Annotated in this window: 30 protein-coding genes; 6 read left to right on the forward strand and 24 right to left on the reverse strand. The window is 41.7% G+C overall.

The features are described 5' to 3' along the window. The first annotated feature begins 78 nt into the window (after window positions 1-78). Together CA598_RS18690 and CA598_RS18695 are read left to right on the forward strand one after the other, a co-directional pair. A complete protein-coding gene (locus CA598_RS18690; RefSeq protein ID WP_094877448.1) occupies window positions 79-720 on the forward strand; it encodes a thiamine diphosphokinase in 642 nt (213 codons plus the stop codon). 326 nt (window positions 721-1046) lie between these two features. Next, window positions 1047-1547 (forward strand): C40 family peptidase, encoded by a 501-nt coding sequence (locus CA598_RS18695; RefSeq protein ID WP_094872940.1) that lies wholly within the window; start codon window positions 1047-1049, stop codon window positions 1545-1547. A 45-nt stretch (window positions 1548-1592) separates the two neighbouring features. On the opposite strand, the gene CA598_RS18700 is transcribed toward CA598_RS18695, so the two are convergent. From CA598_RS18700 to CA598_RS18785, 18 genes are all read right to left on the reverse strand, one after another. Then, entirely contained in the window at window positions 1593-2315 is a 723-nt protein-coding gene (locus tag CA598_RS18700; RefSeq protein WP_179283705.1) for a response regulator transcription factor, read from the reverse strand. 115 nt (window positions 2316-2430) lie between these two features. Beyond that, entirely contained in the window at window positions 2431-3471 is a 1041-nt protein-coding gene (locus tag CA598_RS18705) for a ThiF family adenylyltransferase (protein WP_094877450.1), read from the reverse strand. 72 nt (window positions 3472-3543) lie between these two features. Next, a complete protein-coding gene (locus CA598_RS18710; protein ID WP_042188823.1) occupies window positions 3544-5097 on the reverse strand; it encodes an ABC-F family ATP-binding cassette domain-containing protein in 1554 nt (517 codons plus the stop codon). A gap of 145 nt (window positions 5098-5242) precedes the next feature. Beyond that, window positions 5243-6745: a serine/threonine protein kinase gene (locus CA598_RS18715; RefSeq protein ID WP_179283706.1), complete on the reverse strand. Its 1503-nt coding sequence runs from the start codon at window positions 6743-6745 to the stop codon at window positions 5243-5245. Window positions 6746-6863: 118 nt separating this feature from the next. Next, window positions 6864-7931 (reverse strand): SAM-dependent methyltransferase, encoded by a 1068-nt coding sequence (locus tag CA598_RS18720; RefSeq protein ID WP_094877452.1) that lies wholly within the window; start codon window positions 7929-7931, stop codon window positions 6864-6866. Continuing rightward, complete coding sequence (locus CA598_RS18725) at window positions 7928-8710, reverse strand: ABC transporter ATP-binding protein (protein ID WP_094877453.1); 783 nt, start codon at window positions 8708-8710, stop codon at window positions 7928-7930. The genes CA598_RS18720 and CA598_RS18725 overlap by 4 nt, the downstream gene beginning before the upstream one ends. Next, a complete protein-coding gene (locus CA598_RS18730; protein WP_094872951.1) occupies window positions 8710-9033 on the reverse strand; it encodes a thioredoxin family protein in 324 nt (107 codons plus the stop codon). The genes CA598_RS18725 and CA598_RS18730 overlap by 1 nt, the downstream gene beginning before the upstream one ends. After that, on the reverse strand, window positions 9030-9374 hold the full coding sequence (locus CA598_RS18735; RefSeq protein ID WP_094872953.1) for a cyclic-phosphate processing receiver domain-containing protein: 345 nt from the start codon (window positions 9372-9374) through the stop codon (window positions 9030-9032). Before CA598_RS18735 ends, CA598_RS18730 begins: the two co-directional genes overlap by 4 nt. A 2-nt stretch (window positions 9375-9376) precedes the next feature. After that, on the reverse strand, window positions 9377-10234 hold the full coding sequence (locus tag CA598_RS18740) for a deoxyribonuclease IV (protein ID WP_094877454.1): 858 nt from the start codon (window positions 10232-10234) through the stop codon (window positions 9377-9379). Continuing rightward, entirely contained in the window at window positions 10224-11039 is an 816-nt protein-coding gene (locus CA598_RS18745; protein WP_094877455.1) for an Fpg/Nei family DNA glycosylase, read from the reverse strand. The genes CA598_RS18740 and CA598_RS18745 overlap by 11 nt, the downstream gene beginning before the upstream one ends. 46 nt (window positions 11040-11085) lie before the next feature. Next, complete coding sequence (locus CA598_RS18750; RefSeq protein ID WP_094877456.1) at window positions 11086-11874, reverse strand: HAD-IIA family hydrolase; 789 nt, start codon at window positions 11872-11874, stop codon at window positions 11086-11088. Between the two features lie 284 nt (window positions 11875-12158). After that, window positions 12159-13106, reverse strand: a complete 948-nt coding sequence (gene rnz, locus CA598_RS18755) for a ribonuclease Z (RefSeq protein WP_094872961.1) — start codon at window positions 13104-13106, stop codon at window positions 12159-12161. A 144-nt stretch (window positions 13107-13250) separates the two neighbouring features. Continuing rightward, entirely contained in the window at window positions 13251-16628 is a 3378-nt protein-coding gene (gene metH / locus CA598_RS18760) for a methionine synthase (protein ID WP_373455838.1), read from the reverse strand. Between the two features lie 174 nt (window positions 16629-16802). After that, window positions 16803-17228, reverse strand: a complete 426-nt coding sequence (locus CA598_RS18765; protein ID WP_094877458.1) for a FixH family protein — start codon at window positions 17226-17228, stop codon at window positions 16803-16805. A gap of 259 nt (window positions 17229-17487) precedes the next feature. Beyond that, a complete protein-coding gene (locus CA598_RS18770; RefSeq protein ID WP_094872967.1) occupies window positions 17488-18273 on the reverse strand; it encodes an HAD family hydrolase in 786 nt (261 codons plus the stop codon). 33 nt (window positions 18274-18306) lie between these two features. Then, window positions 18307-18834: a hypothetical protein gene (locus CA598_RS18775; RefSeq protein ID WP_094872968.1), complete on the reverse strand. Its 528-nt coding sequence runs from the start codon at window positions 18832-18834 to the stop codon at window positions 18307-18309. 49 nt (window positions 18835-18883) lie between these two features. Continuing rightward, entirely contained in the window at window positions 18884-19093 is a 210-nt protein-coding gene (locus CA598_RS18780; protein WP_042128334.1) for a DUF896 domain-containing protein, read from the reverse strand. 109 nt (window positions 19094-19202) lie between these two features. Next, window positions 19203-19616: a LysM peptidoglycan-binding domain-containing protein gene (locus CA598_RS18785; protein ID WP_179281700.1), complete on the reverse strand. Its 414-nt coding sequence runs from the start codon at window positions 19614-19616 to the stop codon at window positions 19203-19205. Window positions 19617-19911: 295 nt separating this feature from the next. Here CA598_RS18785 and lexA point away from each other — a divergent pair, with 295 nt between their 5' ends. From lexA to CA598_RS18805, 4 genes are all read left to right on the forward strand, one after another. Further along, complete coding sequence (gene lexA, locus CA598_RS18790) at window positions 19912-20538, forward strand: transcriptional repressor LexA (RefSeq protein ID WP_042188849.1); 627 nt, start codon at window positions 19912-19914, stop codon at window positions 20536-20538. 170 nt (window positions 20539-20708) lie between these two features. Next, window positions 20709-21047, forward strand: coding sequence for a L,D-transpeptidase (locus CA598_RS18795; protein ID WP_094872971.1), 339 nt, complete (start codon window positions 20709-20711; stop codon window positions 21045-21047). A 147-nt stretch (window positions 21048-21194) separates the two neighbouring features. Next, window positions 21195-21575 (forward strand): hypothetical protein, encoded by a 381-nt coding sequence (locus CA598_RS18800; RefSeq protein ID WP_094872972.1) that lies wholly within the window; start codon window positions 21195-21197, stop codon window positions 21573-21575. A 234-nt stretch (window positions 21576-21809) separates the two neighbouring features. Next, window positions 21810-22388: a hypothetical protein gene (locus CA598_RS18805; RefSeq protein ID WP_094872974.1), complete on the forward strand. Its 579-nt coding sequence runs from the start codon at window positions 21810-21812 to the stop codon at window positions 22386-22388. Between the two features lie 124 nt (window positions 22389-22512). On the opposite strand, the gene CA598_RS18810 is transcribed toward CA598_RS18805, so the two are convergent. The 6 genes from CA598_RS18810 to CA598_RS32730 all read right to left on the reverse strand — a co-directional run. After that, entirely contained in the window at window positions 22513-23295 is a 783-nt protein-coding gene (locus CA598_RS18810) for an MBL fold metallo-hydrolase (protein ID WP_373455837.1), read from the reverse strand. Then, a complete protein-coding gene (locus CA598_RS18815) occupies window positions 23292-23792 on the reverse strand; it encodes a cupin domain-containing protein (protein ID WP_179283707.1) in 501 nt (166 codons plus the stop codon). Before CA598_RS18815 ends, CA598_RS18810 begins: the two co-directional genes overlap by 4 nt. A gap of 130 nt (window positions 23793-23922) precedes the next feature. Next, window positions 23923-24546: a DUF4352 domain-containing protein gene (locus CA598_RS18820; RefSeq protein WP_094877461.1), complete on the reverse strand. Its 624-nt coding sequence runs from the start codon at window positions 24544-24546 to the stop codon at window positions 23923-23925. Window positions 24547-24812: 266 nt separating this feature from the next. Beyond that, window positions 24813-25016, reverse strand: a complete 204-nt coding sequence (locus tag CA598_RS18825; protein WP_094877462.1) for a DUF5316 family protein — start codon at window positions 25014-25016, stop codon at window positions 24813-24815. A 208-nt stretch (window positions 25017-25224) separates the two neighbouring features. Further along, on the reverse strand, window positions 25225-25869 hold the full coding sequence (locus tag CA598_RS18830; protein ID WP_094872982.1) for a hypothetical protein: 645 nt from the start codon (window positions 25867-25869) through the stop codon (window positions 25225-25227). A 388-nt stretch (window positions 25870-26257) separates the two neighbouring features. Then, a partial coding sequence (locus CA598_RS32730; RefSeq protein ID WP_218832611.1) for a hypothetical protein occupies window positions 26258-26445 on the reverse strand: 188 nt, incomplete at its 5' end.

Below are 26445 nucleotides of genomic sequence, written 5' to 3' on the forward strand. Positions count from 1 at the left end.
GTCAATTGTGCAACCTTTCGATCTGCATTATACTGGACAGGATACTCAACAAGAGGTTTAAGAGGAGGAATGGATGTTATGTCATCCAAACGAGTCGTTATTTTTGCCGGTGGAGCATTATCTCCTGATTATTTCGATCTATTAGATGAAGATGATTTTATTATCGGTGCGGATGAAGGAGCATTGTTTCTCATTTCGCACGGATATACACCAGATATAGCAGTAGGTGATTTTGATTCTGTTTCACCTGAGGCACTTCAAAATATTGAAAATAAAAGTAAGAAGACCATTACCTGTGATGCCGTGAACAAGGATTTGACAGATAGTGAGATGGCGCTCGATATTGCGATGGATCTGCAACCGGAGTCGATTCTACTATTAGGTGTTACCGGTACTCGTATTGACCATTCCCTGGCTAGCATTCAAATGATGACAAGAGCTCTGCAACGTCAAATCAACTGCTACGTCATGGACACTCATAACTATATAACCCTTACAGGTTCCAAGGTAGTGATCAACGATTTAGGCTACACGTACGTTTCTTTATTGCCTTTAACCCCAGAAGTATCAGGTATTACCTTAGAAGGGTTTCAATATCCATTAACTGACGCTACCCTGAAGCTTGGACAATCACTTGGTGTGAGTAACAAACTGATTTCGTCCTCAGGAACGGTTAACATTCGAAGTGGATTGCTGCTGATCATTCAGAGTAAAGACTAGATACATAGGGAACATAATTAACGTAAAAATGCTACTTTTTTATAGTTTAGAAACATCATTGTAACTTTTATCTCAAATTCGAAAAAGCCGTGAAAACTCTTTAGTACCAAGGGTTTTTCGGCTTTTTTATGATCCCAATATATCAAATTATTAATTTTTTGTAACTTTTAATGAATTTTTAATAAAACGCTTACAACCCATGCCCAGCCTCACTTTATTGCACCTCTACCAATTTTTATGTAATAGATAACCTGCTATACTACGAATCAGGCAAGCAAGACAAACAAATTCAACAACAAAGACTAACACCTTGGAGGTACTACAACATGAATAAACAACAATGGATTAAAAAAGCGATTGTTATAGGAATGGTTACTACAATGGGCTTAGGTACAATGATGGCAACAGGCGTAGGCGCAACGAAAGTTGAAGCAGCTACCGTGTCTAAAGGTCAAAGTGTAGTGAATTTAGGGAAGAAATATATGGGCGTGCCTTACAAGTTCGGTGCATCCACTTCTACTACTAAAGTTTTTGATTGCTCTTCTTTTACAAAATACATCTTTAAACAATATAATGTAACATTGCCTCGTACATCCGTAGATCAATCCAAAGTAGGCACAGCTGTATCAAAAGCTGATCTTCGTGTAGGTGATCTAGTATTTTTCTCCAGCGGTAGCAGAGCAAACGGTAAAAATGTAACTCACGTTGCTGTTTATGCAGGCAATGGCAAAATTCTGCACACTTACGGTAAACCAGGTGTTACGATTTCCGATCTTAACTCCGGTAATTGGAAAAAAACATATTTAAAGGCTCGCCGCGTACTGTAAACAATCGCTCTGTGGTAGAGTCATAACTATAAGAGAGAACTAGTCTCAGGATGTGGTGCCGCCTTCGGGCGCCCTCATTACATATCCTGTTCCGCGAACAGTGTGAATTAACTTGTTCCGGTGTCCTTTATCCATTTTCAAACGGATATGTCTAATGTAAACATCTACAACATTGGTATCTGCGTGAAATTGGTAACCCCATACTTCCTTAAGTATCTCGATGCGGGAGCATATCATTCCTTGGTTCGCAGCGAGATAATACAATAGATCAAATTCTTTGGGTGTCATTTTTAACTCGATCCCGTCGCGACTTACAAACCTGCGGCTGGGATCGAGCATTAAACCATCGACTCTCAGTATTTGGTTTAAATTTCGACGCCGTCCAGTAAGGGTTAACAAATTTAGAATTCTGTGTTTGAATTCACCGGTATGTAAAGGCTTTGTCATATATTCATTACCCCCGGCTGAGAACGCCGAAACTGCCCCAGTTCCCGATTCAGATTGTTCACCGGAAATCACCATTACCGGTAGTATCATCCCCTCAGCTCTTATAGCGGAAATTATGTCCCAGCCTTCCCAAGTCCCCACCTCGCATAACTCAGCAAGCAGCAGTACCGGTTCTACTTTTGATATGGATAAGCGGAGATCCTCGGGGTCTTCGCTTTTTGTTGCTTCAAGTCCAATATCTTGTAGCACACTTTCTATAACGGCTCGATCTTCTTCTCTACTACTGCTATCAGCCATATACCATATTATTTGTTCAATCACAAAGTCCCCCCATATCCATATGACTTGCACCAGCATCACAGCGGTACATATAGAATTCCCGGAAAACAAAAAGACCATTCCTGAGAAATGGCCTCAACACCTATTTACAGCTTCTTTATCCAAAATATCGATGATAAAAGCTTCGAGCAGCAGCAATATCTTTTGTCCCATGAATCAACGCTCTACCATCAGCAAAAATAACTAACCGATAAGGTCCTTCTATAAAAGAAACCAGATAAGCGTTGCTGTCCACGATTCCGCTTCCTAAACGAGACAACCGATCCGCAGTTTCCTGCAAATTAAGCTTCTGTGGTCGCGCAGGGCGAATTTGCACTGTATCCCTCCCACATAGAACATCGCCTCGTCCGGTATTCGCTGCCATTAGATAGGGATAGATCGGATGACTCCCACAAGAAGGGCAGTTTTTCTTTTTGGCAGCTTTTACTCCAATTTCATGGTATTCATTCCGCCACACATCAAACGTTAACAGTTTGTTTCTTAATTGAGCTTTACGCTTACCTAGTATTTTCAACGCCTCTGCCGTTGCATTTGCCGTAACTAGTTGGACTGCCTGCGGTAGTATACCTGCCGTATCACAGGTATCACCTCCTAGTGGGACTGTGCCTAGAAGACAATGAAGACATGGAGTTTCCCCAGGCAAAATCGTATATGTTATTCCATAACTGCCTACACATGCACCATAGATCCAAGGAATACCGTGCTTAAGCGCCATATCATTAATAATGAGCCGAGTATCAAAATTATCTGTACCATCCATGATCAGATCTACCCCTGAAATGAGCCCTTCCAGCTCTTCGGCACGAACATCTATAACGTGAGCATCAATAACGACCTCAGAATTAATCTGTTGAAGTCTGCTCTGCGCAGCAGCAGCCTTAGGTATACGTTCTTGGGCATCTGCCTCAGTATAGAGCTGCTGCCTCTGAAGGTTACTCCACTCTACATAATCACGGTCAGCTAAAATAATTTTACCGACCCCGCAGCGTACCAACGTCTCTGCAATTCCCGTACCAAGCGCACCTGCACCAACGACTAATACACTAGACTGCGCGAGCTCTTCTTGTCCTTCTACGCCAAATGGGGCAAAGCGGACCTGCCGCGAATAACGTTCTTCACGCCCATCATTATGGATCATTCGATCCCCCTCCCCATATCCAAAAACCGGAGAACAGCAGATCGTCTGCTATTCCCCGGGAGTATGATGATTCTATACTTGTACTGCTGACCACTGTTCAACATCCCAAATTTTCGTAACCCAATCTTCATAGAAATCAGGTTCATGGGAGACGAGCAGAACTGTGCCTTTATATTCTTGTAATGCCCGCTTCAGCTCAGCTTTGGCAATAACATCAAGGTGATTGGTAGGTTCATCGAACAGAACCCAGTTGCTCTCACGCATCAACAGTTTACAAAGACGGACCTTAGCTTGTTCACCACCACTCAGCATGCTAAGCGGTCGGGTAATATGCTCATTTTTCAGACCACAGCGAGCTAGATGTCCACGCACTTCATTCTGGGTTAGACTAGAAAATTCATTCCAGACATCCTCAATAGGTGTAAGATTAGCTGCTTTCACTTCTTGTTGGAAATACGCGGAGTTCAGATAATCTCCTAGATACGTTTTACCGCTATACGTAGGAATCACGCCAAGAATAGTCTTCAGGAGCGTCGATTTACCGACACCATTGCAACCAGTTATAGCGATCTTCTCTCCACGCTCAATGGTCATATTCAGCATAGGTAACAACGGACGATCATATCCGATCTCGAAATCAATGCCTTCGAAGACTGTTTTACCGCTGGCACGACTCTCTTTAAACTTAAAGGTAGGCTTAGCAGCTTCTTCTGGACGATCAATTCGATCCATACGATCTAGTTGTTTCTCACGGCTTTTCGCCCGTCCAGATGTGGAGGCACGAGCTTTGTTACGCTGAATGAAATCCTCTTGTTTCTTAATAAAATCCTGTTGTTTCTCATAAGCATCAATGTGTTGGATTTTATTCATCTCGGCCATATTCAGGAATTTCTCGTAGTTTGCAGTGTAACGAGTAAGTTTACCGAACTCAAGGTGATAGACCACATTTACGACTTTATTCATGAATTCCGTATCATGAGAAATCAATATAAACGCATATGGATATTGCTTCAAATAGTTTGTTAACCAGTCGATATGCTCAACATCCAAATAGTTAGTAGGCTCATCCAGCAATAGTACATTCGGCTTCTCAAGCAGAAGCTTCGCGAGCAGAACTTTTGTGCGCTGACCCCCACTTAGTGAAGCAACATCACGGTCAAGTCCAATAACGGATAGGCCGAGGCCATTCGCCATTTCCTCCACTTTTACATCAATAAGATAAAAATCTCCGATGTCCAGCTGTTCCTGAATGTCTCCCATTTGCTCAAGTAACATCTCTAACTCTTCAGGAGAAGCGTCGCCCATCTTTTCAGTTATAGTTAGCATTTCCTGTTCCAGCTCTAAAAGCGGCAAGAAAGCGTCCTTCAATACATCACGGATGGTTTTCCCTGGCGTTAAGATCGTATGCTGATCCAAGTAACCATAACGGACGCGAGGCGTCCACTCTACTTTTCCACTATCCTTCAACAGTTTTCCTGTCAAAATATTCATAAGCGTCGATTTCCCTACGCCATTTGCTCCTACGATTCCCACATGCTCACCCGGTAACAACCGGAAAGAAACATTTTTAAACAACGTCCGATCCCCAAAATTATGGGAAACGTCTTCTACACTAAGTAAACTCATAAATTCTCCGCAAGCTCCTGTCTATACTTAAACTTATACTTTCTTATATTTTTCAAAACACGTATAAATATATATTTTAACACACTTTAATGCAACACTGAACTAAAAGTTAGTTGAGTGAAAAGAGGAAGCATAGAGAACCGCTTCATTCAGCCTTTCTTTTAAAAAAACTTCGGCCTTTCCCCTTACTTGGTAAATCTAATACTTCCTCAAACATTCCATTGATCACTTCTATCAATTTCCCCTTAGGCTTGAATGGATCTTGCTGAAAAGGTAGTGCAAAAACCTTATCTGTACCTATAGCCGCTTGTAGCAGTTGTGCAGACGAGTGTTCAGCTAGCGGTAACCCTACCCTCCAATTCGTCTCAGGCTGTAAACCCTTACGCCTAATCCACAGAAGTAAATCTTCGAGTCGCCAATCTGCACCAGAAGTAATTAGAATCGGCATATCGCTATATTTGAACTCAGCAAGCGCCCCTTCATATTCCCCAACGCCAATATCCAACACTACAAATTGATAATCCCCTCTCAGCAAATCAGCCATTTTTCCGTGAATAGGACGTTTCCAATAATGCACCCCTTTCCATGAAAAAGCAGCTTGTTCCTCCTTAGATGGGACAGGAGTAATCTGTGTGTACAATAGGTTGCGAATGCGGTCATAAACCGATGAATTGGGTGAACAATCAACCCAAGCCGTTGCCCCCTTCTGTGCAAGAAAGCTACTCAGCGCAAAAGAAGTATGTGTTGTTCCAAGACCTGAAGCTACGCCGAGTAAAGCAATGACAAACGATTTTCGCTTTTCAAGCGGTAGCGGTAGTGAGACTGCTAAAACACTTCCTCTCTCCCTTTCGGATTCCACTTTAACTAACGCCTCTAGAACTGTTTCTGCATTCTGATACCGTTCCTCCGGATGATGCCGCAGCAAACGTCTTACGATTGGTATTATCCCAACTGGCATATGGTTATATAACCGATCTTCCATTCCGTACTCCCAGTGGCTACATTGCCCTCCAGTTGCCATATAGAGAATTAATGCTCCAAGTCCATATAAATCAGATACTGGCTGACTCTGTCCACCTCCATATTGCTCAGGTGCAGCGAAGCCAACCGTACCCAGCTTAACCGTATCTTCAGAGATACCGTGTTTGTAGCTTCGTGCGATCCCAAAGTCAATTAACATCAGTTCTTTTTGCAGTGTCAACATGATATTTGAAGGCTTTAGATCACGATAGATAATCGGTGGTTGATGACCATGCAGATATTGAAGAACTTCTAAAAGCTGCTTAGCCGCCTGAATGATGAAGTCACCTGGCAAAGGTCCGGGATTATCCTTCATTAGCTGACTCAAGCTCACACCTTCAATATAGTCCATAATTAAATAGGAATACCCTTCTCGATCCGGAAGATAGAAATCGACAATACGCGGCAATCGCGGGTGGGCTAATGTAATTAACATATCGGCTTCCGCTTGGATGTCAGAATGCAGCGCATCTAAGCATAAGCTTTCTTTTACAGCCCATCGTTTACCCTTTAGACGCAAATCATCTGCAAGATAAACAATACTCATCCCACCTGAACCAATCAGGCCCGTAATTCTGTATCTGTCATCAATAACCTGTCCAATCTTAAGCTTCGTCTCAAAATACAATCTAACTCCCCCTTTTCGCAAAAAAAAAGAGAAAGCTTCCGCCATTAACGTTCTTACCACAAAATACGGAAACGTTAAAAACGGGATGCTTTCCCTTAGTATTTAGAATATGTTTGATTTAGTACTTAACCATATAAAGTGTAATTTCATCACGATTATGGAATAGCTGCTTTGCACGCTGAATCTGCATGCGCTCCCCTTCAAACATCGCAATAATTTCTTTGATCATCGCAAGTGGTTTCTTATGCATCAGTTTTACGGTCACAATGGCTGTCCCACCCGGTGACAGACTGTGGAGTAACCCGGTTACTAGCTTCGCCATCAGCTTAGGACTCCAGCTCATATCGCACACGAGCAGATCAAATTCATTGTCCCGGAATTTTACTTCTCCTGCGTTTTTACGAAGGATTTTCAAGCCCGGATAATTACGAAGGGACTCATGCATTAACGCAGGGTCAACCGCCGTAACCTTCATTCCACGTTCCAGTAAGAAAGAAGTCCACCCACCTGGAGAAGCACCAATATCTAACGCATTACGGAAGCTGTAAAAAGGAATATCAAACTCCTTCTCGGCTTCCATTAGTTTGAACTTGGCACGTGAGATTTGTCCATCTTCCTTACGGAAACGGATGGCACCGCCATTCCAGCTAGATAAATTAGCTTCTGGTCTGGACACACCTGCATATAAGGCATTCCCGTCTGCGTAGACTGAAATAACCCAGGCTGGATCTTGCACAGTAAATTCTGCGCCTAAGCTCTGCAGTTGCTCTTGGAGCCATTCACGAAGTTCTCCCGGACTGTCCTGCCAGAAGGAAGGATCACCTTTACGAACGTTCAGGGATACCTTTGCACCCTCAAGCTCAGTGTGGCGACTTAAATACACCGCCAAACGCTCTAGAGCTTCCATGGTTCCTTCATCCTGAAACTGAACAGGCTGTATATGACGCAGGAAAATGGGAAGATTCTGTGTGAGTAGGCGCGTTACTTCCTCTGGTTCACATTGCAATGTAGCCAGAAAGATTTCGCTTGGAAGTAACAAGGTACTCTTCACAGCACCGAATAAACGGCGAAGCTCTTCTTGCGCATAAGGCGCAAATCCGTGATTAGCTGTACAAATATATCGGGAATATACTTCTTCTTCCGGAGCAATGTTCTGCTCTTCGGTATCTTGTCTTAAATCGTTCAAATCGTTTTGCCTCCAGGTCTAATTTTAATCCAGGGACGACCGCTATCCCATTCAACATCAACAGGAATATCATAAGTGGCCAAGATCATTTCATTCGTTAATACTTCTTCTTTCGGTCCAGATCCAGCTAGCTTACCCTCACGAATTAATGCAACATGCGTGAAAAGCGGGACAATTTCTTCCACATGGTGAGTTACGTACACTACAGAAACATTACGCTGTCTCAGCTTATCTATTTCAGCCAGCATTTTTTCCCTTTCATATAGATCAAGGCCAGCACATGGCTCGTCCATAATTAATAGCTTAGGGTCAGCCATAAGACATCTTGCCAGCATAGCTTTTTTACGTTCCCCCTGTGACAAGGTCCCAAAAGGATGAAATGCCATATTGCCTAGATTCATATCTTCCAGCATGCGGATTGCTTTCTCTTTTACTTCGGTAGGGATTGTTTCGTAGAAACGCAAATAAGCGTAAGCACCTGTTGCTACGACCTCCCACACCGGATCATTTAATGACATCTTTTCCATCAAGGAAGGCCCGATATAGCCAATTTCTTTACGAACCTCGCGTATATCACATTGCCCATATTTATTACCCAGCACTTCTACAGTCCCTTTGCTAGGAAACAAATAACCAGTCATCATCTCTAAAATTGTGGTTTTACCGGAGCCATTCCGTCCCAAAATGACCCAGTTCTCACCTTCTCTAACTTCTAGCGACACATCGTCCAAGATTAAGCTTTCTTCCCTGCGGAGAGATAAATGTTGTAATGAAATGATTATGATATAACACTCCTTATGTATTCCAGTACTCGCTCAACTGAAACCATGGAATAATAAACATTCGGATCATTTTCCCGTTCTGCAGAAGCTACAAGTAGTGCAGGAACGCTCGTAATACGATATTGTTGTACTAAATTCGGCAGCATGTTCACGTTGCCTGCAACCATTTGAAGTTCAGCAGGCAATAGATGAGCCGCCACCTCTAACATCCGTTCAGCTGCCTTACAAGTACCGCACAGTGGAGTGTGTAAAAATATTATAAGCGGTTCGCCTGAACTCTCGAGCGCCTCCAGTAATTCCACTTCATTCATTGCCTTCATTTCAAGTCCGTCTCCCCGGCGATATCGTGAAGCTTATCAGAACTCAGGGGACCATTTACCAAAAGCATCCCCTCAGGTTTAGCAGTATATAAGATCTCATACATTTCTTTTCGCCCCCAAAGACTGGAAGTGTGCAAATAGATTTCTCGGGGGAACAATCCTTCCAATACGATCCGTCTGGCAACTTCTCCACCCGAATAATCATCCGGCCCCATATCGTAATCCAGTGATAAAACATCTACCTCGCACTCACGCAACATTAGAAGACATTCTTCCGTCGAACGAGCCAGAGCGAACCCTTTAGGTACTTTTCGAAGATCATCCATAAAGATATGAATCACAATTACGCCTCCGCTTCAAACCAACCACGCACTGTAGCAATTTCTTTTCGGTGACTGCCATCCGTACCCTTCTCCGTTTCCATGACAACAGCTGAGCTTCGTAAAAGCCCGGAGGACATTAAGCTTTTTAGCCCCTGCTCTCCAATATGTCCTTGTCCGATTCCAGCGTGCCTGTCGCGTCTTGAGTCGAAAGGAAACTTAGAATCATTTAAATGGACAGCAACAAGATGTGGCCAAAATCCAAGTCTCTCTCCTCGTTCAAGGAAGTCTTCCGTTCGCTCAGGGTTCCAGATACCAGCTGCGTAAGCGTGACAGGTGTCCAAACAAAATCCTATTTTCTCCGGAAATTGGCTAAGCTCTCGAACTTTCACAAGTTCTTCAAGTGTAATCCCTTCATTTCCATGGTTGCCGGCTTGATTCTCTATAAGCAGCTTAGTACGACCATCCCAGGACTGAAGCACCTCATTCATACATTGTATAATATTTTGATAGCCTTGTAACGGCTCCATTCCACCAAAATGTCCAAAATGAACAACGATGCCTAATGAACCACAAGCTTCTGCAATCTCCAGATCATTTAAGAGAGAGGCTACATAAACCTTTCGTGGAGTAACATCATCTATCCCAGCCGCCATGTTAATCCCATAAGGTGTGTGAGCAATCGAGGAGATCCCTTTTTCTTGACAAAAGAGCAAACAATCCCTCGTATCTCGAACATCCAACTGTTTAAGTTTTAAACTGCGCGGGTTTTTAGGAAAATATTGAAAACATGTTGCACCGCTCTCCCAAGCGAATCGGGCAGCTCTCCCATATCCACCGCGAATGCTAACATGAGCCCCTATTTGAAGACTATTGGTCATGCTGACAGTCTGGGCAATAAAACACTTTGCGTCCAGAAAGCTCTGTTTTGATAATTGTTCCCCCGTCACGAAGGCAAGGCTCGCCTTCACGATCATACACTTTACATTGATTATTATATGAACCTGTAACCGTATCCCCAGTCATAAACGGCATTTCCATGTACCCACCAATTTCCGTGGCCTCAGTTAGTACTTTTTGGATGCTCTCATATAGACGGGTTATGGAGTCAGACGTTAAATTCTGAACTAGTGTAGAAGGCAACAGCCTAGCTTCAAAAGCAATCTCATCGGCATAGCAATTCCCGACTCCAGCCATCACATGCTGATTTACTAACAGGCTTTTGAGCGCACCCCGCCGTCCCTTTAATAATCCTGTAAACCGTTCTAGCGTCATTCTACGATCCAGCAATTCAGGCCCCAATTTACCCATTGTAGCTTCACTTTCCTTAACGGACACCAAATGCAGATACCCTAATCGAAGTCCTATGAAGTAAAGAATTTGATCTCCAAATACGATTTCGACTTGTGTGTTTCGATCCGGCCGTTCTTCCTCTGATCCATAAAAAAGGAGTCCACCTAACATCAAATGTAAAAGTAGTCTTCGTCCATCATGAAGATGAAACAAAATATACTTGGCACGCCGCTCAACAAAAACAACACGGGCACCGATTAATGCATTTTTAAAAGCTTCTGTCTCAATATTAATTGATTTCTCTCTGTTCACGATTACATCAGAAATTGGCACATTTATAATATGCTGACTTAGCAGCTTTTTGTAATTCTCCATTTCCGGCAGTTCCGGCATAGCTCATCGTCCCCTCTAGGTTGGTGAAGTAATAAGATCCTAGCTATTATACACCGAGAAACGTTTTAAGTTCAGTTAAATCGGCACAAATTTCATCTGGTGAGATCCCTGTAATGTTTTTATAGTGTTCAAGATTCTCTGCGTTAGTCAATCCAGTAAATACAAGAACTGTACGACAGCCCGCATTTACACCAGCAGCTATATCTGTACGCATATTATCACCAACTACCACAGCATGTTCAGGCTCAATATTTAGAAGATCTGTTGCAAACTTGATTAAATGAGATTCCGGCTTACCAATCACTACGGGACTCACACCACTAGCAGCCTCGATGGCTGCTCCGATCGTACCTGCACCTGGCATCACCCCATCATCTGAAGGGAGCATTAAGTCTGGATTGGTGAGTACAAACTTAGCACCTCCCATAATCCAGCGAGAAGCTTGCGATAGCGAAGTATAAGTGAACGATCGATCGATGCCTTGCAGTACATAATCGGGTGAGTCTTTGACGATGCGGAGCCCAGCTTCGGTACAAGCCACATGCAAACCCTCTTCTCCAAGTATCGCCACTGCAGCCCCAGGTGATTCCTCAGCTATGTAACGTGCGGCCGCCATTGATGAGGTACATACCTCCTCAGCTTTCGCATCGATTCCCATTCCACATAAATGTGCAGCCACATTAGCTGCTGTACGCGATGAATTGTTGGTAACAAATAGAAATGGAATGCCCGCTTCACGCAGACCTTTAATCAGTAAATCTGCACCAGGAATCATTTTATGCCCATGATATAACGTACCATCTAGATCAATCAATAATCCTTTAATCTGTTCCATTATAAATCCCTCTATTTCCATAAGAAATTTAATTAATGTAATGAATAAATAATTGTATTAATAAACTCTAAGACTAGGCTCAGCTTGGATTTAGAATAGTTAGTAATACTTTTTCCTTGATGATATTGCCCCTTGGTTTTCGGCAAGATTTCCAGCCATTCGTACTGCTTTCACCCTGTGATTACTTTAAATCTAACACACTTCGTCGAATGAAATCGAACGAGAGACTCATCCAGCATTTTTTAGCATAGCACTGTCATTTCCTGCGCTTTCCCGGAAAATAATCATTTCCCCAATTGCCCGTTTTGACCTCGATAAATTGGATATGTGCTGAATTCCTCAGCTAACAATGTCTCAGGAAAAATGAGCTCAGCTTCTTCCAGTAAAGGAATCAACTCTTCAGACGAACTGTAACGAGAGCTGAAATGAGTCAACAATAGTTGTCCTGCTTCGGCTTCCTTTGCTAGCTCTGCAGCCTGACGAGCTGTGCTGTGATGATATTGATAAGCCATTTCTGCCAGATCATGAGCAAAGGTAGCTTCATGAACGATAAGGTCTGCATGAAGTGAGAGTTCTAAAGCTCCTGAACAAGGTCTTGTGTCTCCCAAGATCGTAACAATACGCCCTCTTTTAGGTTCTCTAACAACATCAGCAGCGCAGATACGAACACCTTCATCCGTTATAACATCTTCACCTTTTTTTAATTTTCCATATAACGGTCCAGGTTTTAAGCCATAACTCTTTAGTAATTCCGTATTGAGGCTCCCGGGACTATCCTTTTCCGTTATCCGGTAACCATAGCTATCAATACGATGCTCTAATAATGCTGCCTCCACTTTAAAACCATCATCCTCAAATACCGTTCCTCCTGTATGCTCGACAATCTCAATCTTGTATGGAATTCGGGATTGGCTCACAGCTAAGGATATATCTAAGTATGCCTTCAATCCAGGTGGACCATAAACCGTTAAAGGCGAAGTCCCTCCCTGATAACCACGACTAGATAATAAACCTGGAAGACCAAATAGATGATCTCCGTGTAAGTGTGTAATAAATAGCTTTTCCAGCTTCCCTAGGCGAATCGGTGAGCGAAGAACCTGATGCTGAGTCCCTTCCCCGCAATCGAACATCCAAATGCTACGGCGTTCTTCCAGAAGTCTTAATGCAATCGACGTTACATTGCGTTGTATCGTTGGTACCCCTGCATTCGTACCCAAAAAATATAATTCCATCCTTGTTCCTCCCTTCCTCTTATTGGCTGAACAATCTCTTATCTATTCTAAACGTCCTTCTTCCAGCAAAAAACCCCCCAGTTACGGGAGGTTCCGCTGATAGGGATACAATCCCCCTACAGACCAGGTGTATAAATGAAAGAATTACAGCTTCTCTACATTAAAATACTGCGCCTCTGGATGAGCGAAAACCATCGCCGAAACGGATGCCTCAGGCTCCATCATAAAGCCTTCTGTAAGATGGACACCGATATCCTCCGGGGATAGTAGCTTAAATAGTGGTCCCTGATCTTCCAGATCTGGGCATGCCGGATAACCAAAGGATACACGAATCCCTTGATATCTTGCTCCATGTCTTTGTTTCATGGTCATATCGGCAGGATCTGGGAAACCCCATGTATCCCGCATCATGTGATGAACACGCTCCGCTAATCCTTCTGCGATCTCTAGCGCTACAGATTGTAAGGCATGTGAGCGTAAATAATCTCCATTGTCCTTAAGGGCTGTTGAGAGTTCACGAACACCGTGTCCCGCAGTTACTACTAAGAAACCAACATAATCCATAATTCCACTGTCGACCGACTTCAAAAAGTCTGCTAGACAGAGATAAGGTTCTACACCTTGTCTTGGGAAAGTAAAGGTATGCAGAATCTCGGCTGTATTCTGTGGATTATACACGATAATATCGTTACCACTGGATTGTGCCGGGAAGAATTGATACATCGCATGAGGAGTAATCGTACCTTCCAGCATCGCTTGATGTAGAATGTCATCCACAGTCCCTTTTAACTCAACAGTCCGTTGATCACCAGCAGCTAACTGAGCTTCTACAGAACCACGTAGTCCCAGATGATGACCCAGCAGCATTTGCATGTTCACATAAGGGATAATATGCCCTAATGGATAATTACGAATGACATGACGTTCTAAATCCGGTGGAACAAATACAGGAGCATCTGGAGAAATTTTGGAGCGTACTGCTCTTGTTAGCTTAGGAAGCTCTTGCTTTGGAGCTACCGCAACAGCCGCTTCAGCTTCCACGCGAATTTCCTCGGCAATTTTCTCCCGTTCAACTGGGTTCATCAGCCGATTAGCAATATCAAGTCCATCCATAGCATCCTTAGCATACAGTACTAAACCATCATACTCAGGGCGTATCCGTGTTTTGGTGAACTTACGAGTCAGAGCAGCACCGCCCACCATAATCGGCACATCAATCCCTGCCGTCCGTAAGTCTTGTGCAGTCAGCACCATTTGCTGTGCCGATTTTACGAGCAGTCCAGACAATCCGATCGCATCAGCTTTTTCTCGACGAAACGCTTCGATAATGGTCTCAGGTGGTACTTTTATACCCAAATTAATGATCTGATAACCATTATTCGATAAGATGATCTCCACCAAATTCTTACCAATATCATGTACGTCACCTTTTACGGTTGCCAGCATGATTTTACCTTTTACCGATGTTTCATCCTTCTTCATAAACTGCTCCAAATGACCAACAGAAGCCTTCATTACTTCAGCGCTTTGCAGCACTTCGGCAACGATCAATTCATTGTTATTAAACAATCGTCCAACCTCTGACATCCCTGCCATTAACGGACCATTGATAATCTCCAAAGGTCCTGATTTGGTAAGCGCCTCATTCAGATCCGGAATGAGCCCTTCTTTCGTGCCTTCAACCACGTAAGAAGCCAGGCGCTCTTCTAGGGAGAGGTTAGAAATCTTTTCTTTTTTCTCAATCTTCTTCCCACGGAAGGCGGCAACAAAAGCAGCAAGCGTGTCGTCATTCGTATTATAAATTAACTCCTCAGCAAGACGACGGTCTTCAGCAGGAATAGAAGCATAACGTTCTACCTTCTCGGTATTTACGATCGCATAGTCCAAGCCAGCCTTCGTGCACTCATAAAGGAATACTGAGTTCAGCACTTCACGTCCTGCTTCCGGTAATCCAAAGGAAACGTTACTAATCCCCAAGATCGTATGAACACCTGGAAGTGCTTCTTTGATCAAACGAATGCCATCTATTGTTTCTTTGGCCGAGCCGATATATTGTTCATCCCCGGTGCCTACAGGGAACACAAGCGTATCAAATATAATATCTTCTGCCGCTAAACCGTACTTATTCACCAGTAAGTCATAAGAACGTCTAGCAACTTCCAATTTATCTGTAGCCTTGATCGCTTGTCCAGTCTCATCAATCGTACCCACAACAATAGCTGCGCCATACTTGTGAATCAAAGGAGTGACCAGCTCGAATTTTTCTTCACCATCTTCAAGGTTAATAGAGTTAATTATCGCCTTACCTTGACAGTACTGTAATGCCAGATCAATAACATTAGGGTCGGTAGTATCAATCATCAAAGGAACTTTAACCTTTTTTACAACCAATTCTAGAAACAACTTAATATCTTCAGTCTCATCACGGTCCGGATCTTGCACGCAGACGTCGATCACTTGCGCACCGCTCTTCACCTGTGCACGGGCAATTTCTGAGGCTTCCTCATATTTACCTTCGACGATAAGACGTTTAAACTTGCGTGACCCTAATACATTCGTACGTTCGCCTACCATGTATGGACGGTTGTCGTTCTCAATATAAATAGGTTCAATCCCTGAAAGTGCCGGTGGATGATTTCCTGCAAGCGGACGTGGAGGGAATTGTGAAAGCGCCTCAGACATAGCACGGATATGTTCCGGTGTCGTTCCGCAGCAACCCCCAGCAATGTTAAGCCATCCCTTTTCTGCAAACGCAGCAATTTTACGCGCAAGCGAATCAGGAGATTCATGATAATGCCCATTCTCGTCTGGCAGTCCAGCGTTCGGATAACAACTCACAGCTGCAGAAGAGATTGCAGAAAGTGAACGAATATGATCACGCATGAACTCTGGACCCGTCGCACAGTTCAGACCTATAGAGATAGGCTTCAGATGTTCTAAAGAAATATAGAATGCTTCAATGTTCTGACCGGCAAGTGTGGTGCCCATCGGCTCTATTGTTCCCGAGATCATCACTGGCAATTTGATACCCGTCTTCTCAAATGCATTTCGAATACCTATACTTCCAGCTTTCACGTTCAGCGTATCCTGAGAGGTCTCAAGCAATAATGCATCTACAAGACCATCAATCAATGCCACTGCCTGTTCCTCGTAGCTATCAACGAGCTCTTGGAAAGTGACGCCCCCTGTAACAGAGAGTGTCTTTGTTGTAGGACCCATCGCACCTACGACATAGCGGGGACGATCTGGTGAATCATATTTATCAACGGCATTGCGGGCTAGCTTTGCTGCAACCAGATTAATTTCACGAGCCCGCTGTGGAATATCATATTCAGCAAGTACAACAGACGTTGCACCAAATGTGTTCGTTTCAATGAGATCAGCACCTGCTTCAAGATACTGCTCATGAATCGTCTGAATGACTTCTGGACGGGTTAATACTAGCATTTCATTACAACCGTCCAATTCTTCCCCACCAAAATCCTCACCTGTCAAAGGCACCTGTTGGATCATTGTGCCCATGGCACCATCTAGAATTAATATTCTTTGTTGTAAGCTTTCCTCAAGTGTATATTTAGCCAACGTAAAGTCCCCCCAGTAAAACATTAGAGTAAGTTTAGCAGAATAAAGGAATTTCGAAAAGCCTTCCTTTCCACTCTGCATTATCTGTAATTACAGGAAATGCTATTCTTTTAATTATGGTTTCACAGAGAGTTCTTTATTAGGCATAGAATGCTGAGTTCTTGCAGTTACGTGTGATGTAACAATATATTGTCCTTCTTTCGCAAGTGTTCCTTCTGCTTGATAGATTCCATCACCGACTAGCTTCCCTTTAAATTCAATTTTCTGTTCACTATCATCTTTGCTCACAATTTCGAACAGAACCTCTTTCGCATCATCCACTGCCTTGTTGTCTTGCGTCACCACCGCCTCAAAGGTCACCTTCTGATTTACAACAACCTCTTCAGGACTCCAATGTAACTCAACCTTAATAGGCTCCATAGACATGTCCATGTTCATATTATGTACGCCAGAATGTTTAGATTGGTCTGATGAACATCCTCCCAATACTAAAAGTGTTGCGCCTAATAATAAAGGAACTATTGTTCTTGAAATCTTCATTTAGATTCCTCCCAGTCGATTTGAATACTAAGAATCTACCAATTCATGTTATACATTCTCCATCTATTATACACATTATTATTGGTTTTTCAGTATTTCGCATCAATTCAGCTAAACTCTTGTGACCTAGATCATATACTAGTAAATCTCATCTATCATACTAAAAATGATGTAGATATAAAAAAGACAGCAAGTCTCCTAGTAACTAGGAACTCACTGCCTTCTTAAAGCTTAAATGAATGAAAGCCTCAGCTCAATTTTATAAAGATTGGACTAATGATAGAAGCTCTCCAAGATGTTTGATTTCATAATCCGGCTGAATTTCCGGATCTGGCTGTTTGCCTTTTCTATTAATCCAAACCGTAGTCAAACCTGTTGCCAACCCACCACGAATATCCGTTGTAAGCTTATCTCCGACCATAACGCCTTGCTCAGGTGAAATATCCAAAAGCTCTAGGGCATGCAGAAAAATTTCCTTATCCGGCTTTCCTTTGCCGAAGCTTCCAGAAATCACGATGTGATCAAAGAAAGGAACGATTTCGGGTACACCATCCAGTTTTTCTTGTTGCAATGCAGGGCAACCATTGGTCAGAAGCAATAGCTTCACTTTTCCCTGCAGCTCTTCAAGCACCTGAATCGTTTCATCATAAATGTAAGGCCGATTTCTACGCTCTGCTGCGAATTTGGCTGCTAATGTCCCAGCAAGAGCTTCGTCCTCTACACCAAGTGCTGCAAGACCACGACGCCATGCCTCTTTACGATATCCCGGTGCAAGCTGCTCCAATTGACGAAATTCAGGCTGTTCACCTGCAGTAAAGTTCCCCCAAAGTGCCTCAAACGGATTAATCCCAATCATTTTTGTAAACGGGTTCGTTTCGTAGGATTCATAAAGTCCTATGGCTTCTTTACGCACCGCAATTTCCAGCTCTTGTGGATCAATCGTATCCCCAGCGGCTTCACATGCAGAACGAAATGCTTCATTGACGCTCCGATCATCCCAGAGCAGTGTATCATCAAGGTCAAATAGTACGGCGGAAATTGGCATTACAGGTCTCCCTCTCCCATGGCTGGTTAATTTCTATTCGTGAATTACTTCAATTTGATGAGCTTTTGCGAATGCTTCCAGTCTAGTCCCCATCGCAGTTGTATCATAACGATTCATAAGTCTGGTAAAAATCCATTTCGTGCGTTTGCCTTTATGCTTAATGACAACTGCTCCACGCGAGAGGATGATTTTCTCAATATCAGAAGCTGGCAGATAGCGTTCGCGATTGAATTTTATAGTAGATAGTCTAGCATTCTCTACCTTCAAGTACGGACGTCGGAAGAACAGAAGTGCTGCTAGTAAGTAGTACAAAACGACTCCTAACCAGTTCATAAGCATACCATTACCTTTGGCTTGGTCCACTGAACCAATCATCCAAAACATAGTACCTAGCACTAATAACACTACTGGAAATGCAATGTTACGGCCTTTAAAGGTTTCGGTGTTCTTCCCAGGAGATTTAGATTTAGATGCGTAAATCGTTTCCTTCCCCTGTTTCTTTCTTTGCTTGTTGATTTGCTGCGTGTTGCGTTGAACCATTCTTTCCCAAGAACGGGCCATATGCGTTCCCCCTAGTCATCCAGAAATATCTATGAAAAGGAACAGGGTGTTAATGCTTAAGCCCCTTGTTACCTTGTTCATGCTCATCATTATCAACCAATTCAATCGTATTCAATTGTGCTCGAAAGTTATTGCGGATATTCCCCAAATAAATTTCCCGAAGCTTGGCGCGTTCTGCCGTTTCCTCTTGATTAAGGCCTACGCTCTTCTGTTTGCGTGCCAATTCGTTAATACGCGCGACCAACTCATCAATATTCAAAACTTTCCCTCCCCTTATAAATTAATTCTAACTCTGCCATGAGAAAAAGAGCTTGTCAAGGTTTACTCCCTGCAAGCTCTTCATGTCCTCTTAATATGTTCTTAGAATATTAATAAATAGGTAAAGAGAGAATATCTCCAGCATTAATCTGACTACCTTTTATGCCATTGGATTTTTTAATTCCTTCTATATATACAGCCGTCTTCATATCAGAAGGTTTATTCTCAAGAGCAATACTCCAAAGTGTATCTCCACGTTCAACCACTACGCGCTTCTCATCCTTCATTAAAGTAGTAGATCCTGCAAATACATTACCCACTACTGTAAGTCCTGATAGTACGAGCACAATGATCAATGTCAGCTTAATAACAAAATCTCTACGGAACAAACGCATCAAGCCTTCAAGCAAAAACTCTGTGATTTCTTTAATCTGAGCTGAATAACGGGTAATAGGATTATGTCCTAAAGATTCAACCACTGGGGCTTTATCGTAGATGCTACGGTATGTACTGTATTTTAACATGAATATCATCCTCCAAACACTTGTTCTCACTTCCAAAATCATAATAACACGAACATGTGTTTTGTTCAATACTATTTTAGAACAATTGTTCTCTTTTTTTCAGAGGTCAATATTTACCATATTATTCATCTAAGAACCTGCTCTTACCATTTAGATGAAGGAAATGTAATCAATACAAGACTACCATTTATTAACTCTATCGAATTAATATTTATAATAGTTAGAACTTATGTTTGTGCGAACGGTAGTTCTATGTTATAATTTTCCCAAACATTACTATATGGGGTTGATTCCAATGTCAAAGATTTCAAGTCGCCAGCTGGCGATCCTGGAATTTATACGTAGCGAAGTCCGCAGCAAGGGTTATCCTCCTTCCGTCCGGGAGATTGGAGAAGCTGTTGGTCTTGCTTCCAGCTCCACAGTTCACGGTCATTTGGATCGGCTAGAGAAGAAGGGACTTATCCGTCGAGATCCAACGAAGCCTCGTGCAATAGAATTGCTTGGCCAAGAGGATTCTGAGAATGTGCACCATTTCGCACAAACCGTCGCTCGAATTCCTGTCGTAGGTAAGGTTACCGCCGGGGTTCCTATCACTGCTACTGAGAATATTGAAGACTACTTTCCCCTTCCAACACACTATGTTGGAGATAACAAAGTATTTATGTTATCGGTTCAAGGTGACAGTATGGTCGAAGCTGGGATTATGAATGGTGACTATGTTATTGTTCGTCAACAACAAACGGCTGATAACGGAGATATCGTTGTAGCTATGACCGAAGAAGATGAAGCAACCGTTAAGACTTTTTATAAAGAACGTGATCATATACGTCTTCAGCCGGAGAATCCGGCGTACGAGCCTCTTCGCCTTAATCGCGTGACCATTCTCGGCAGAGTTATTGGATTATTTCGAGATATCCACTAAGTATGCACTCCTACCAAAAAGGCTGTTCCGCGAATGCGGAGCAGCCTTTTTTTCTATGCATTTAGCTTAACCCCATCTGGAACATATGTTCCCGTAGGCTAAAATGACCATTTTTAAGAATAACCGTTTAGGCATCCTGCTCATATCTTAATTAGAAAGGAGTGTGCACAATGCCAAATTACCGGATTATAGTTGATCTGACGCAGCGTATGCTTTATCTTCTTGATAACGACATTGTGATCAGGGGCTTCCCAGTCGGAATCGGTAAAATGTTAACTCAATCACCACTCGGTGAATTCACAATCATTAATAAACAACCCGATCCAGGCGGTCCATTTGGGGTCTTTTGGATGGGACTATCTAAGCCTCACTATGGGATACATGGAAATAATGATCCCTCATCCATAGGGCACGAAGTATCCCATGGTTGTATTCGTATGTACAATGAGGATGTGTTAGCACTAGCTGCGATTGTTCCAATTGGAACACTAGTAACGATCAGAAATTAAATCTATCCATAGATAAACACGCCTCACTCCTTGCTTAACGGAGGGGGCGTGTTTGTATTTATGTATTTTTGATGACCTAATAGGAATTATGTGGTTATATGTCGAATAATGTTAACAGGATTTCAAATTGAAAGGAAGTGTTTCGTTTTGAACAACTCAAAAATTAGAACCCTCGTCGATTTTAAAGTCGATGCACTTGTTAAACTCTCTGGCTTATTGTTAAATAACGATCAAGCTAGTGGAAAAAAAGTAAATCTACTCACCTCATTTGGCAGTATTCAAGGGACCATCTCCCCTTCTACCTCCAATAAAGAGGATGTTTTTGACTTAAAATCTCTAATGGATGATGTCATTGTAGATGAATACATATCTTATTTAGGTGCGGAACATCCCGATAAAAATTTCAGTTATAACTTTGTAGTCCTTAATGATGTTTCTGTTAGACCCTATGCTAGCTATGAATCTCCGATCGAATACAAACAGCTAATTGTTTATACCGATCAAATCACAGCCTTCAATTTCTTATGATTTTGACATATTTATTTTAAAAAGCTCTCAACAAAGCACTCAGCAGTTGCCCCAATTTTGCATTTAGCTTGCAAAATCGGCAGAACTCTGGGTGCTTTCTCTTTTTCTAATCAGTAGTCGTTTCCTAAATTCCCACGATTTTCGATTATAACAGATACTAGTAGAGAGGATTCAAGCATATCTTTCAATAAGCAATAAACCTTGCTCTACTGAGATCATTGGAGGTGTGGTTAGATGCTGATTTTTTTGATGTACATGTTTGGCATTTTAGGGGTAGTCTTAATGCTAAGTGCCGGTATTCTAGAATTGAAAAAACTATCTACTTCTTCTGAACTGTCTAAGCTCTTAAACGCAATCTCCTCTTTTAACATCATATTCACCAAAACATTCATTCCCCCCAATCAATCTCACTTGATCGCGCTTAACGAATCTTATAAAAAAATAGCTATAGGCACCAGCGATCCGAAAACAAGAAAAAAGGCTATAGCAAAGCTATACTCCTTCGAAAATGTATTGGGTTCAGAGATTGTCGTTAACGCACTAACCCTTTCAAAGGTATCTAAAAGACAACAAAATAGTAAAACAACTGCTTCAAGTGCGGATATTAATGTGCTTAATAGCGCTGACGAAGAGGCTGATGTTATCGAGGAACTTACGCTTAAAATATACATGAATAGCAATGAAATACCTATGTATAGCATTTCCTTCTTGCCAGGTTTATTGCCCATTCAACAATCCGACAATCAGTACAAAGAAGCTTACTCCCAGGTACAGCAATTGCATGCGTTCTTTAGGTCGATCGTATCCGAATAAACACACCTCTTTCGCCCCTTATTACTTCACTTTACTTTTCCAAATTAGAAATTTTGAAAATCTTAAGGAATGACAAAAAACGGTCCTTTTGGGAGGGCCGTTTTTGTTTCAGCCAACATTTATTTTAAAACTGCACACTAAATCCGTTAAATTGATGAATACCCGTACCATGAGCGACAAGATCTCGTTCACGTAATTCACGAACTGCCTTCATAACCTCTTGCAAAATAACTGGATCTAGACCCAACGTATTATGAGAACCGAATACTTGAGATACATTTGGAATTTGTGCAATCTTTTCTAAAGAAGCCACTAAATCTGCCGGGCTAGTAGAGGGATAAAAAGCATAAATTGGCGTAATATCATACAACAAATCTCCTGTAAACAGATACCTGTTGGCATGATCAAAGATGCTAATATGACCTGGTGAATGACCCGGTGTGTGGTAAATTTCTAATCTACGCCCGCCTAAATCAAGCACATCTCCCTCTCGCAATAGAGCAGTTGGTTTCCCTTGAAAAGGCGTATACGTATTAGGATCAAACGTCTCAGGAACAGGTAGAGTAATATCTCGGCTCATATCTTTTCTGATCTGGGCAAGGGACAAACCTCGTATTCCATTAATTAGCCAATCCTCATCCTCTTTATGAACATAGATCGTCTCAAATTGTCCATGACTGCCTATATGGTCTGCATGCACATGCGTAGTGATGACAGCGATAGGTAACTCCGTTAACTGATCCGTTATTCTTTTTATATTATCGATGCCTAATCCCGTATCAATCAACACCGCTTTCCCTTCCCCTAACAGCAAAAAAGAGTGTACCTTTTCCCAATGTCCATATTCACTGATTGCATAAGTAAGTGGATCAATTTTCGTGACTGTGAACCATCGATCTTGAATCAAGTATGATCCTCCATTCCGTTCCATTTCTCCCTTACCTGCTCTTCACCTTTATAATAGTCTGCTTGTTGATCTGCCTGATAAATTTCTTGATAGGGGAGAATGTTGATTTTACCTGAGTCCGGATATTCGCAAACATCTATGCCCTGGTTCGTTCGGAGATCAAGATACTTGCAAGGTGCATCCGTATGATTATAAAGTTGATGCGCTCCTTCAGGTCCCATTTCAAAAAATAGCACATCACCTTCAGAAACCTCAGTAAAACCCTCGGGAGTTCTTAACATCGCTTTTCCCGTCAAAATCACAAATATTTCTTCAGCGTTTCTATGAAAATGATAAGGAAAGGAATACTTATCTGGATCAAGCGATCTTATGTCGAAGACAAGATGTTTAGAATTAGCGATCTCAGCTAACCTATCACTCGTATGCCAAGCAAACTCAGGGATCGGTGATAACTTTTGCTTAAACGATACTGTATTTTCATTAAAAATCTTCGCCAAATATAACACCCCTCATCCTTTATGCCGTTCTTTCAATATAATCGGTTTGGTACTTTATGTAAATAATGATTATTAGGTTTAACAATGAAAAAGCCCCGCCAGCTTTGGCGAGACTCTTATGTGAGATATCCTATTTATTTTGAAGAACGATTTTGATTTCTCCATCTGAACTAAAACTTAAAACTGTAAAATCAGTATTGATTTCAAGTTCTTTCCAATCCTTAGGAAGCTGGTAAGCTAGTTTGCCACGAATTTTCTTTCCCGCAGCTAAAGCGCCGTCCATTGTTCCTATTTGACTATCCAAAGTATGAGCCATGAGATCTTCATTTATGGAGAAGCTGTCTTGATACGCATTGAACATTAGCATGGAGCTTACCATATAATCTTTACTGGAAATATTCTCAAGTATAATTCCGATTTCTACAAACTCATTACCCTCTGATGGTTTTACATAATCGTTTCCCTTAGGCTTATCAAGAGATTCAACTGTAAGCTTAAAATTCTTAGTTGTGATGGTTTGTCCAACTTCAGTTATCATCGTTTCTTTTGGCTCTTCAGTAGGCTTGCTGGTAGGCTTTTCCGTTTCGACCGGTTTCTCTGTTGCTGCAGTATCATCTACCTTTGCCACTGCTGGTTCTGATTTTGATACTGTAGGTTCACTATCATTCCCCTGTGATCCAATCACCCCTATTACAACAAAAACAATAATAAGCCAAAACCACCATTTTTTAAAAAAAGGTTTCTTTGTTTTCAATATTCTACTTCCTCTCAGATAATATCCATTTCCAACTTTTGCTAGGAAAATATACCCATATTATCCTATGAAAGATATACCTTTGCAAGAAAAATATAAAATAATGTCAGATGATAAGAATAATTGTGACTGTTATATTAAATTCCATTTTACTAGAACTATAAATATAAAATACCTCAACGACAAAGACATCAAGGGTCTAAAGGTTCTTGTAAAAAGTCATGTATTGCACTCTTCATCACGCTTGAACTTGAGTGAGGTAAAGATCACAAGAAATATAAGAGTCCAGCTATAACCAAGGAGAGAATCCCTCCTAAAGCAGACCAATTCGCTACTTTGTTTTTAATTTTACGGTCTTCTTTGGATTCGGAATAAAAATTCCCTCTTTGCTGAGTACCTGTCGTAAATCCTCCAACACATATACCAGAGATCACAAAAAAAGCCAGTCCTATATATATGAATATGCGCATATTAGTGCTCCTCCCAGGAAAGTATTGTATATCTATATATAAGATATTCTAACATTATTCTCCACTACTAATCGGAAAAGTTAAAATGATGTATGGGTATTCTCCTTTTCCATTCGATGGCATGAACCCGACTCACATACTCATCCCTGACCCGTTTCGTATTGGTGCGCAACAAAAGACCATACCCGATTGAGTATGGTGATAGGATCTATTCTAGACTTAAGGCATTAAGAGGATCGACCCATCCTATTACGATTCCGTTGTCAAAATTAACAATAGATGAACCAAAAAACCATGTGTCTCCATCATTAATTATAGAGCTTGGTGTTCCCATAGACTTTTTAACTGTTTCTTTAGTATCACCGAGTCCAAACTTTGTGATTCCAATTGAGCTAATTGATGCTTCCTTACTACTGGCTATGAATTCTGATGCAGATTCTGTCCCTCTGTCTCTATTCCTTACTGCATCAAACACTGATGTTCCATCTTCATATGTTGGATTTGGTTCGCTTGCAGTTTCAGTAATCAACTGCTTTCTCCCATGATCTAATTCTGCCTGTACACTTTCTATAACACTTTCTTTGATTTGTTCATTCTGTGAATTTATCGCTTCTAATATTTCATTCTTATAGCTTTCAAACTCACTTAATTTTGCATCTATATTGCCAACAGTGGACCAAGAGTCGCTAAAAAGTATCTTTGTTTCCCCTGTTATTCGATTGATCAATACCGGAAATTTTTGATCGAGTTTATCATACTTATATATTCCAGGGTAGATGAAAATTCCAAAGGCTACAATACATATTATAATAAATACGTACTTAAATATTTGCTGAATCTTAGGTTTCCACATTAATGAATTCCCCTTATATATCCACATCGGTTGCGGTATTTACTATATCATCTGTAATCTAAACATTTCCTAACAATAACTGTAATCCGGACGATATTTGATTTGCAATCCTAAACCAAATATTGTAATTATAAAAAAGAAGAGAAAGACGCCGTGAGGAAAGGCAGGGTACGATTAAAGCTGTGTCCGTCATCATCAATTTATTCACAGCCATTATAAACATCGTCCTCGTGTTCATCTAACTGAACCCGAAAATCAAACCCAACAAAGGGTTTTGAACGAAGGGAAAATGAGAATCCCAAGCGTCTTTTACTTCGATTATAACAGAGGTATATTTAAAAGGAGCAATGAAGCATGACTAGGAAAACTATATACTACCATTGTATATTCAGCGTTTGGCATTAGCGTTAACCCCTTGCTGCTTACCATCATTAAACTTGTAAAGGTGGCCTTTTGCCTGCTCATAGCATAAACATTTGCGAAGTTCTATGGACATCATAACTAAATCCCCCACAGAAAAAAACCTCAACGCCAAAGGGAGGCCATTGAAAAAGTCCCCACTAATTTGAGACCTAC

It is taken from the genome of Paenibacillus sp. VTT E-133291, from assembly GCF_002264395.1.
Taxonomy (GTDB): domain Bacteria; phylum Bacillota; class Bacilli; order Paenibacillales; family Paenibacillaceae; genus Paenibacillus_AQ; species Paenibacillus_AQ nitricinens.

What these genes read in the sequence shown, in the direction of transcription:
- CA598_RS18795 (WP_094872971.1), top strand. Translation starts at nt 20,709, where the DNA reads ATGCCAAATTACCGGATTATAGTTGATCTGACGCAGCGTATGCTTTAT.
- rnz (WP_094872961.1), bottom strand. Translation starts at nt 13,106, where the DNA reads ATGGAATTATATTTTTTGGGTACGAATGCAGGGGTACCAACGATACAA.
- lexA (WP_042188849.1), top strand. Translation starts at nt 19,912, where the DNA reads ATGTCAAAGATTTCAAGTCGCCAGCTGGCGATCCTGGAATTTATACGT.
- CA598_RS18740 (WP_094877454.1), bottom strand. Translation starts at nt 10,234, where the DNA reads ATGACCAATAGTCTTCAAATAGGGGCTCATGTTAGCATTCGCGGTGGA.
- CA598_RS18730 (WP_094872951.1), bottom strand. Translation starts at nt 9,033, where the DNA reads ATGAAGGCAATGAATGAAGTGGAATTACTGGAGGCGCTCGAGAGTTCA.
- CA598_RS18770 (WP_094872967.1), bottom strand. Translation starts at nt 18,273, where the DNA reads ATGCCAATTTCCGCCGTACTATTTGACCTTGATGATACACTGCTCTGG.
- CA598_RS18690 (WP_094877448.1), top strand. Translation starts at nt 79, where the DNA reads ATGTCATCCAAACGAGTCGTTATTTTTGCCGGTGGAGCATTATCTCCT.
- CA598_RS18775 (WP_094872968.1), bottom strand. Translation starts at nt 18,834, where the DNA reads ATGGCCCGTTCTTGGGAAAGAATGGTTCAACGCAACACGCAGCAAATC.
- CA598_RS18805 (WP_094872974.1), top strand. Translation starts at nt 21,810, where the DNA reads ATGCTGATTTTTTTGATGTACATGTTTGGCATTTTAGGGGTAGTCTTA.
- CA598_RS18765 (WP_094877458.1), bottom strand. Translation starts at nt 17,228, where the DNA reads ATGAAGATTTCAAGAACAATAGTTCCTTTATTATTAGGCGCAACACTT.
- metH (WP_373455838.1), bottom strand. Translation starts at nt 16,628, where the DNA reads ATGGGCACAATGATCCAACAGGTGCCTTTGACAGGTGAGGATTTTGGT.
- CA598_RS18785 (WP_179281700.1), bottom strand. Translation starts at nt 19,616, where the DNA reads ATGTTAAAATACAGTACATACCGTAGCATCTACGATAAAGCCCCAGTG.
- CA598_RS18705 (WP_094877450.1), bottom strand. Translation starts at nt 3,471, where the DNA reads ATGATCCATAATGATGGGCGTGAAGAACGTTATTCGCGGCAGGTCCGC.
- CA598_RS18695 (WP_094872940.1), top strand. Translation starts at nt 1,047, where the DNA reads ATGAATAAACAACAATGGATTAAAAAAGCGATTGTTATAGGAATGGTT.
- CA598_RS18830 (WP_094872982.1), bottom strand. Translation starts at nt 25,869, where the DNA reads ATGTGGAAACCTAAGATTCAGCAAATATTTAAGTACGTATTTATTATA.
- CA598_RS18750 (WP_094877456.1), bottom strand. Translation starts at nt 11,874, where the DNA reads ATGGAACAGATTAAAGGATTATTGATTGATCTAGATGGTACGTTATAT.
- CA598_RS18825 (WP_094877462.1), bottom strand. Translation starts at nt 25,016, where the DNA reads ATGCGCATATTCATATATATAGGACTGGCTTTTTTTGTGATCTCTGGT.
- CA598_RS18710 (WP_042188823.1), bottom strand. Translation starts at nt 5,097, where the DNA reads ATGAGTTTACTTAGTGTAGAAGACGTTTCCCATAATTTTGGGGATCGG.
- CA598_RS18745 (WP_094877455.1), bottom strand. Translation starts at nt 11,039, where the DNA reads ATGCCGGAACTGCCGGAAATGGAGAATTACAAAAAGCTGCTAAGTCAG.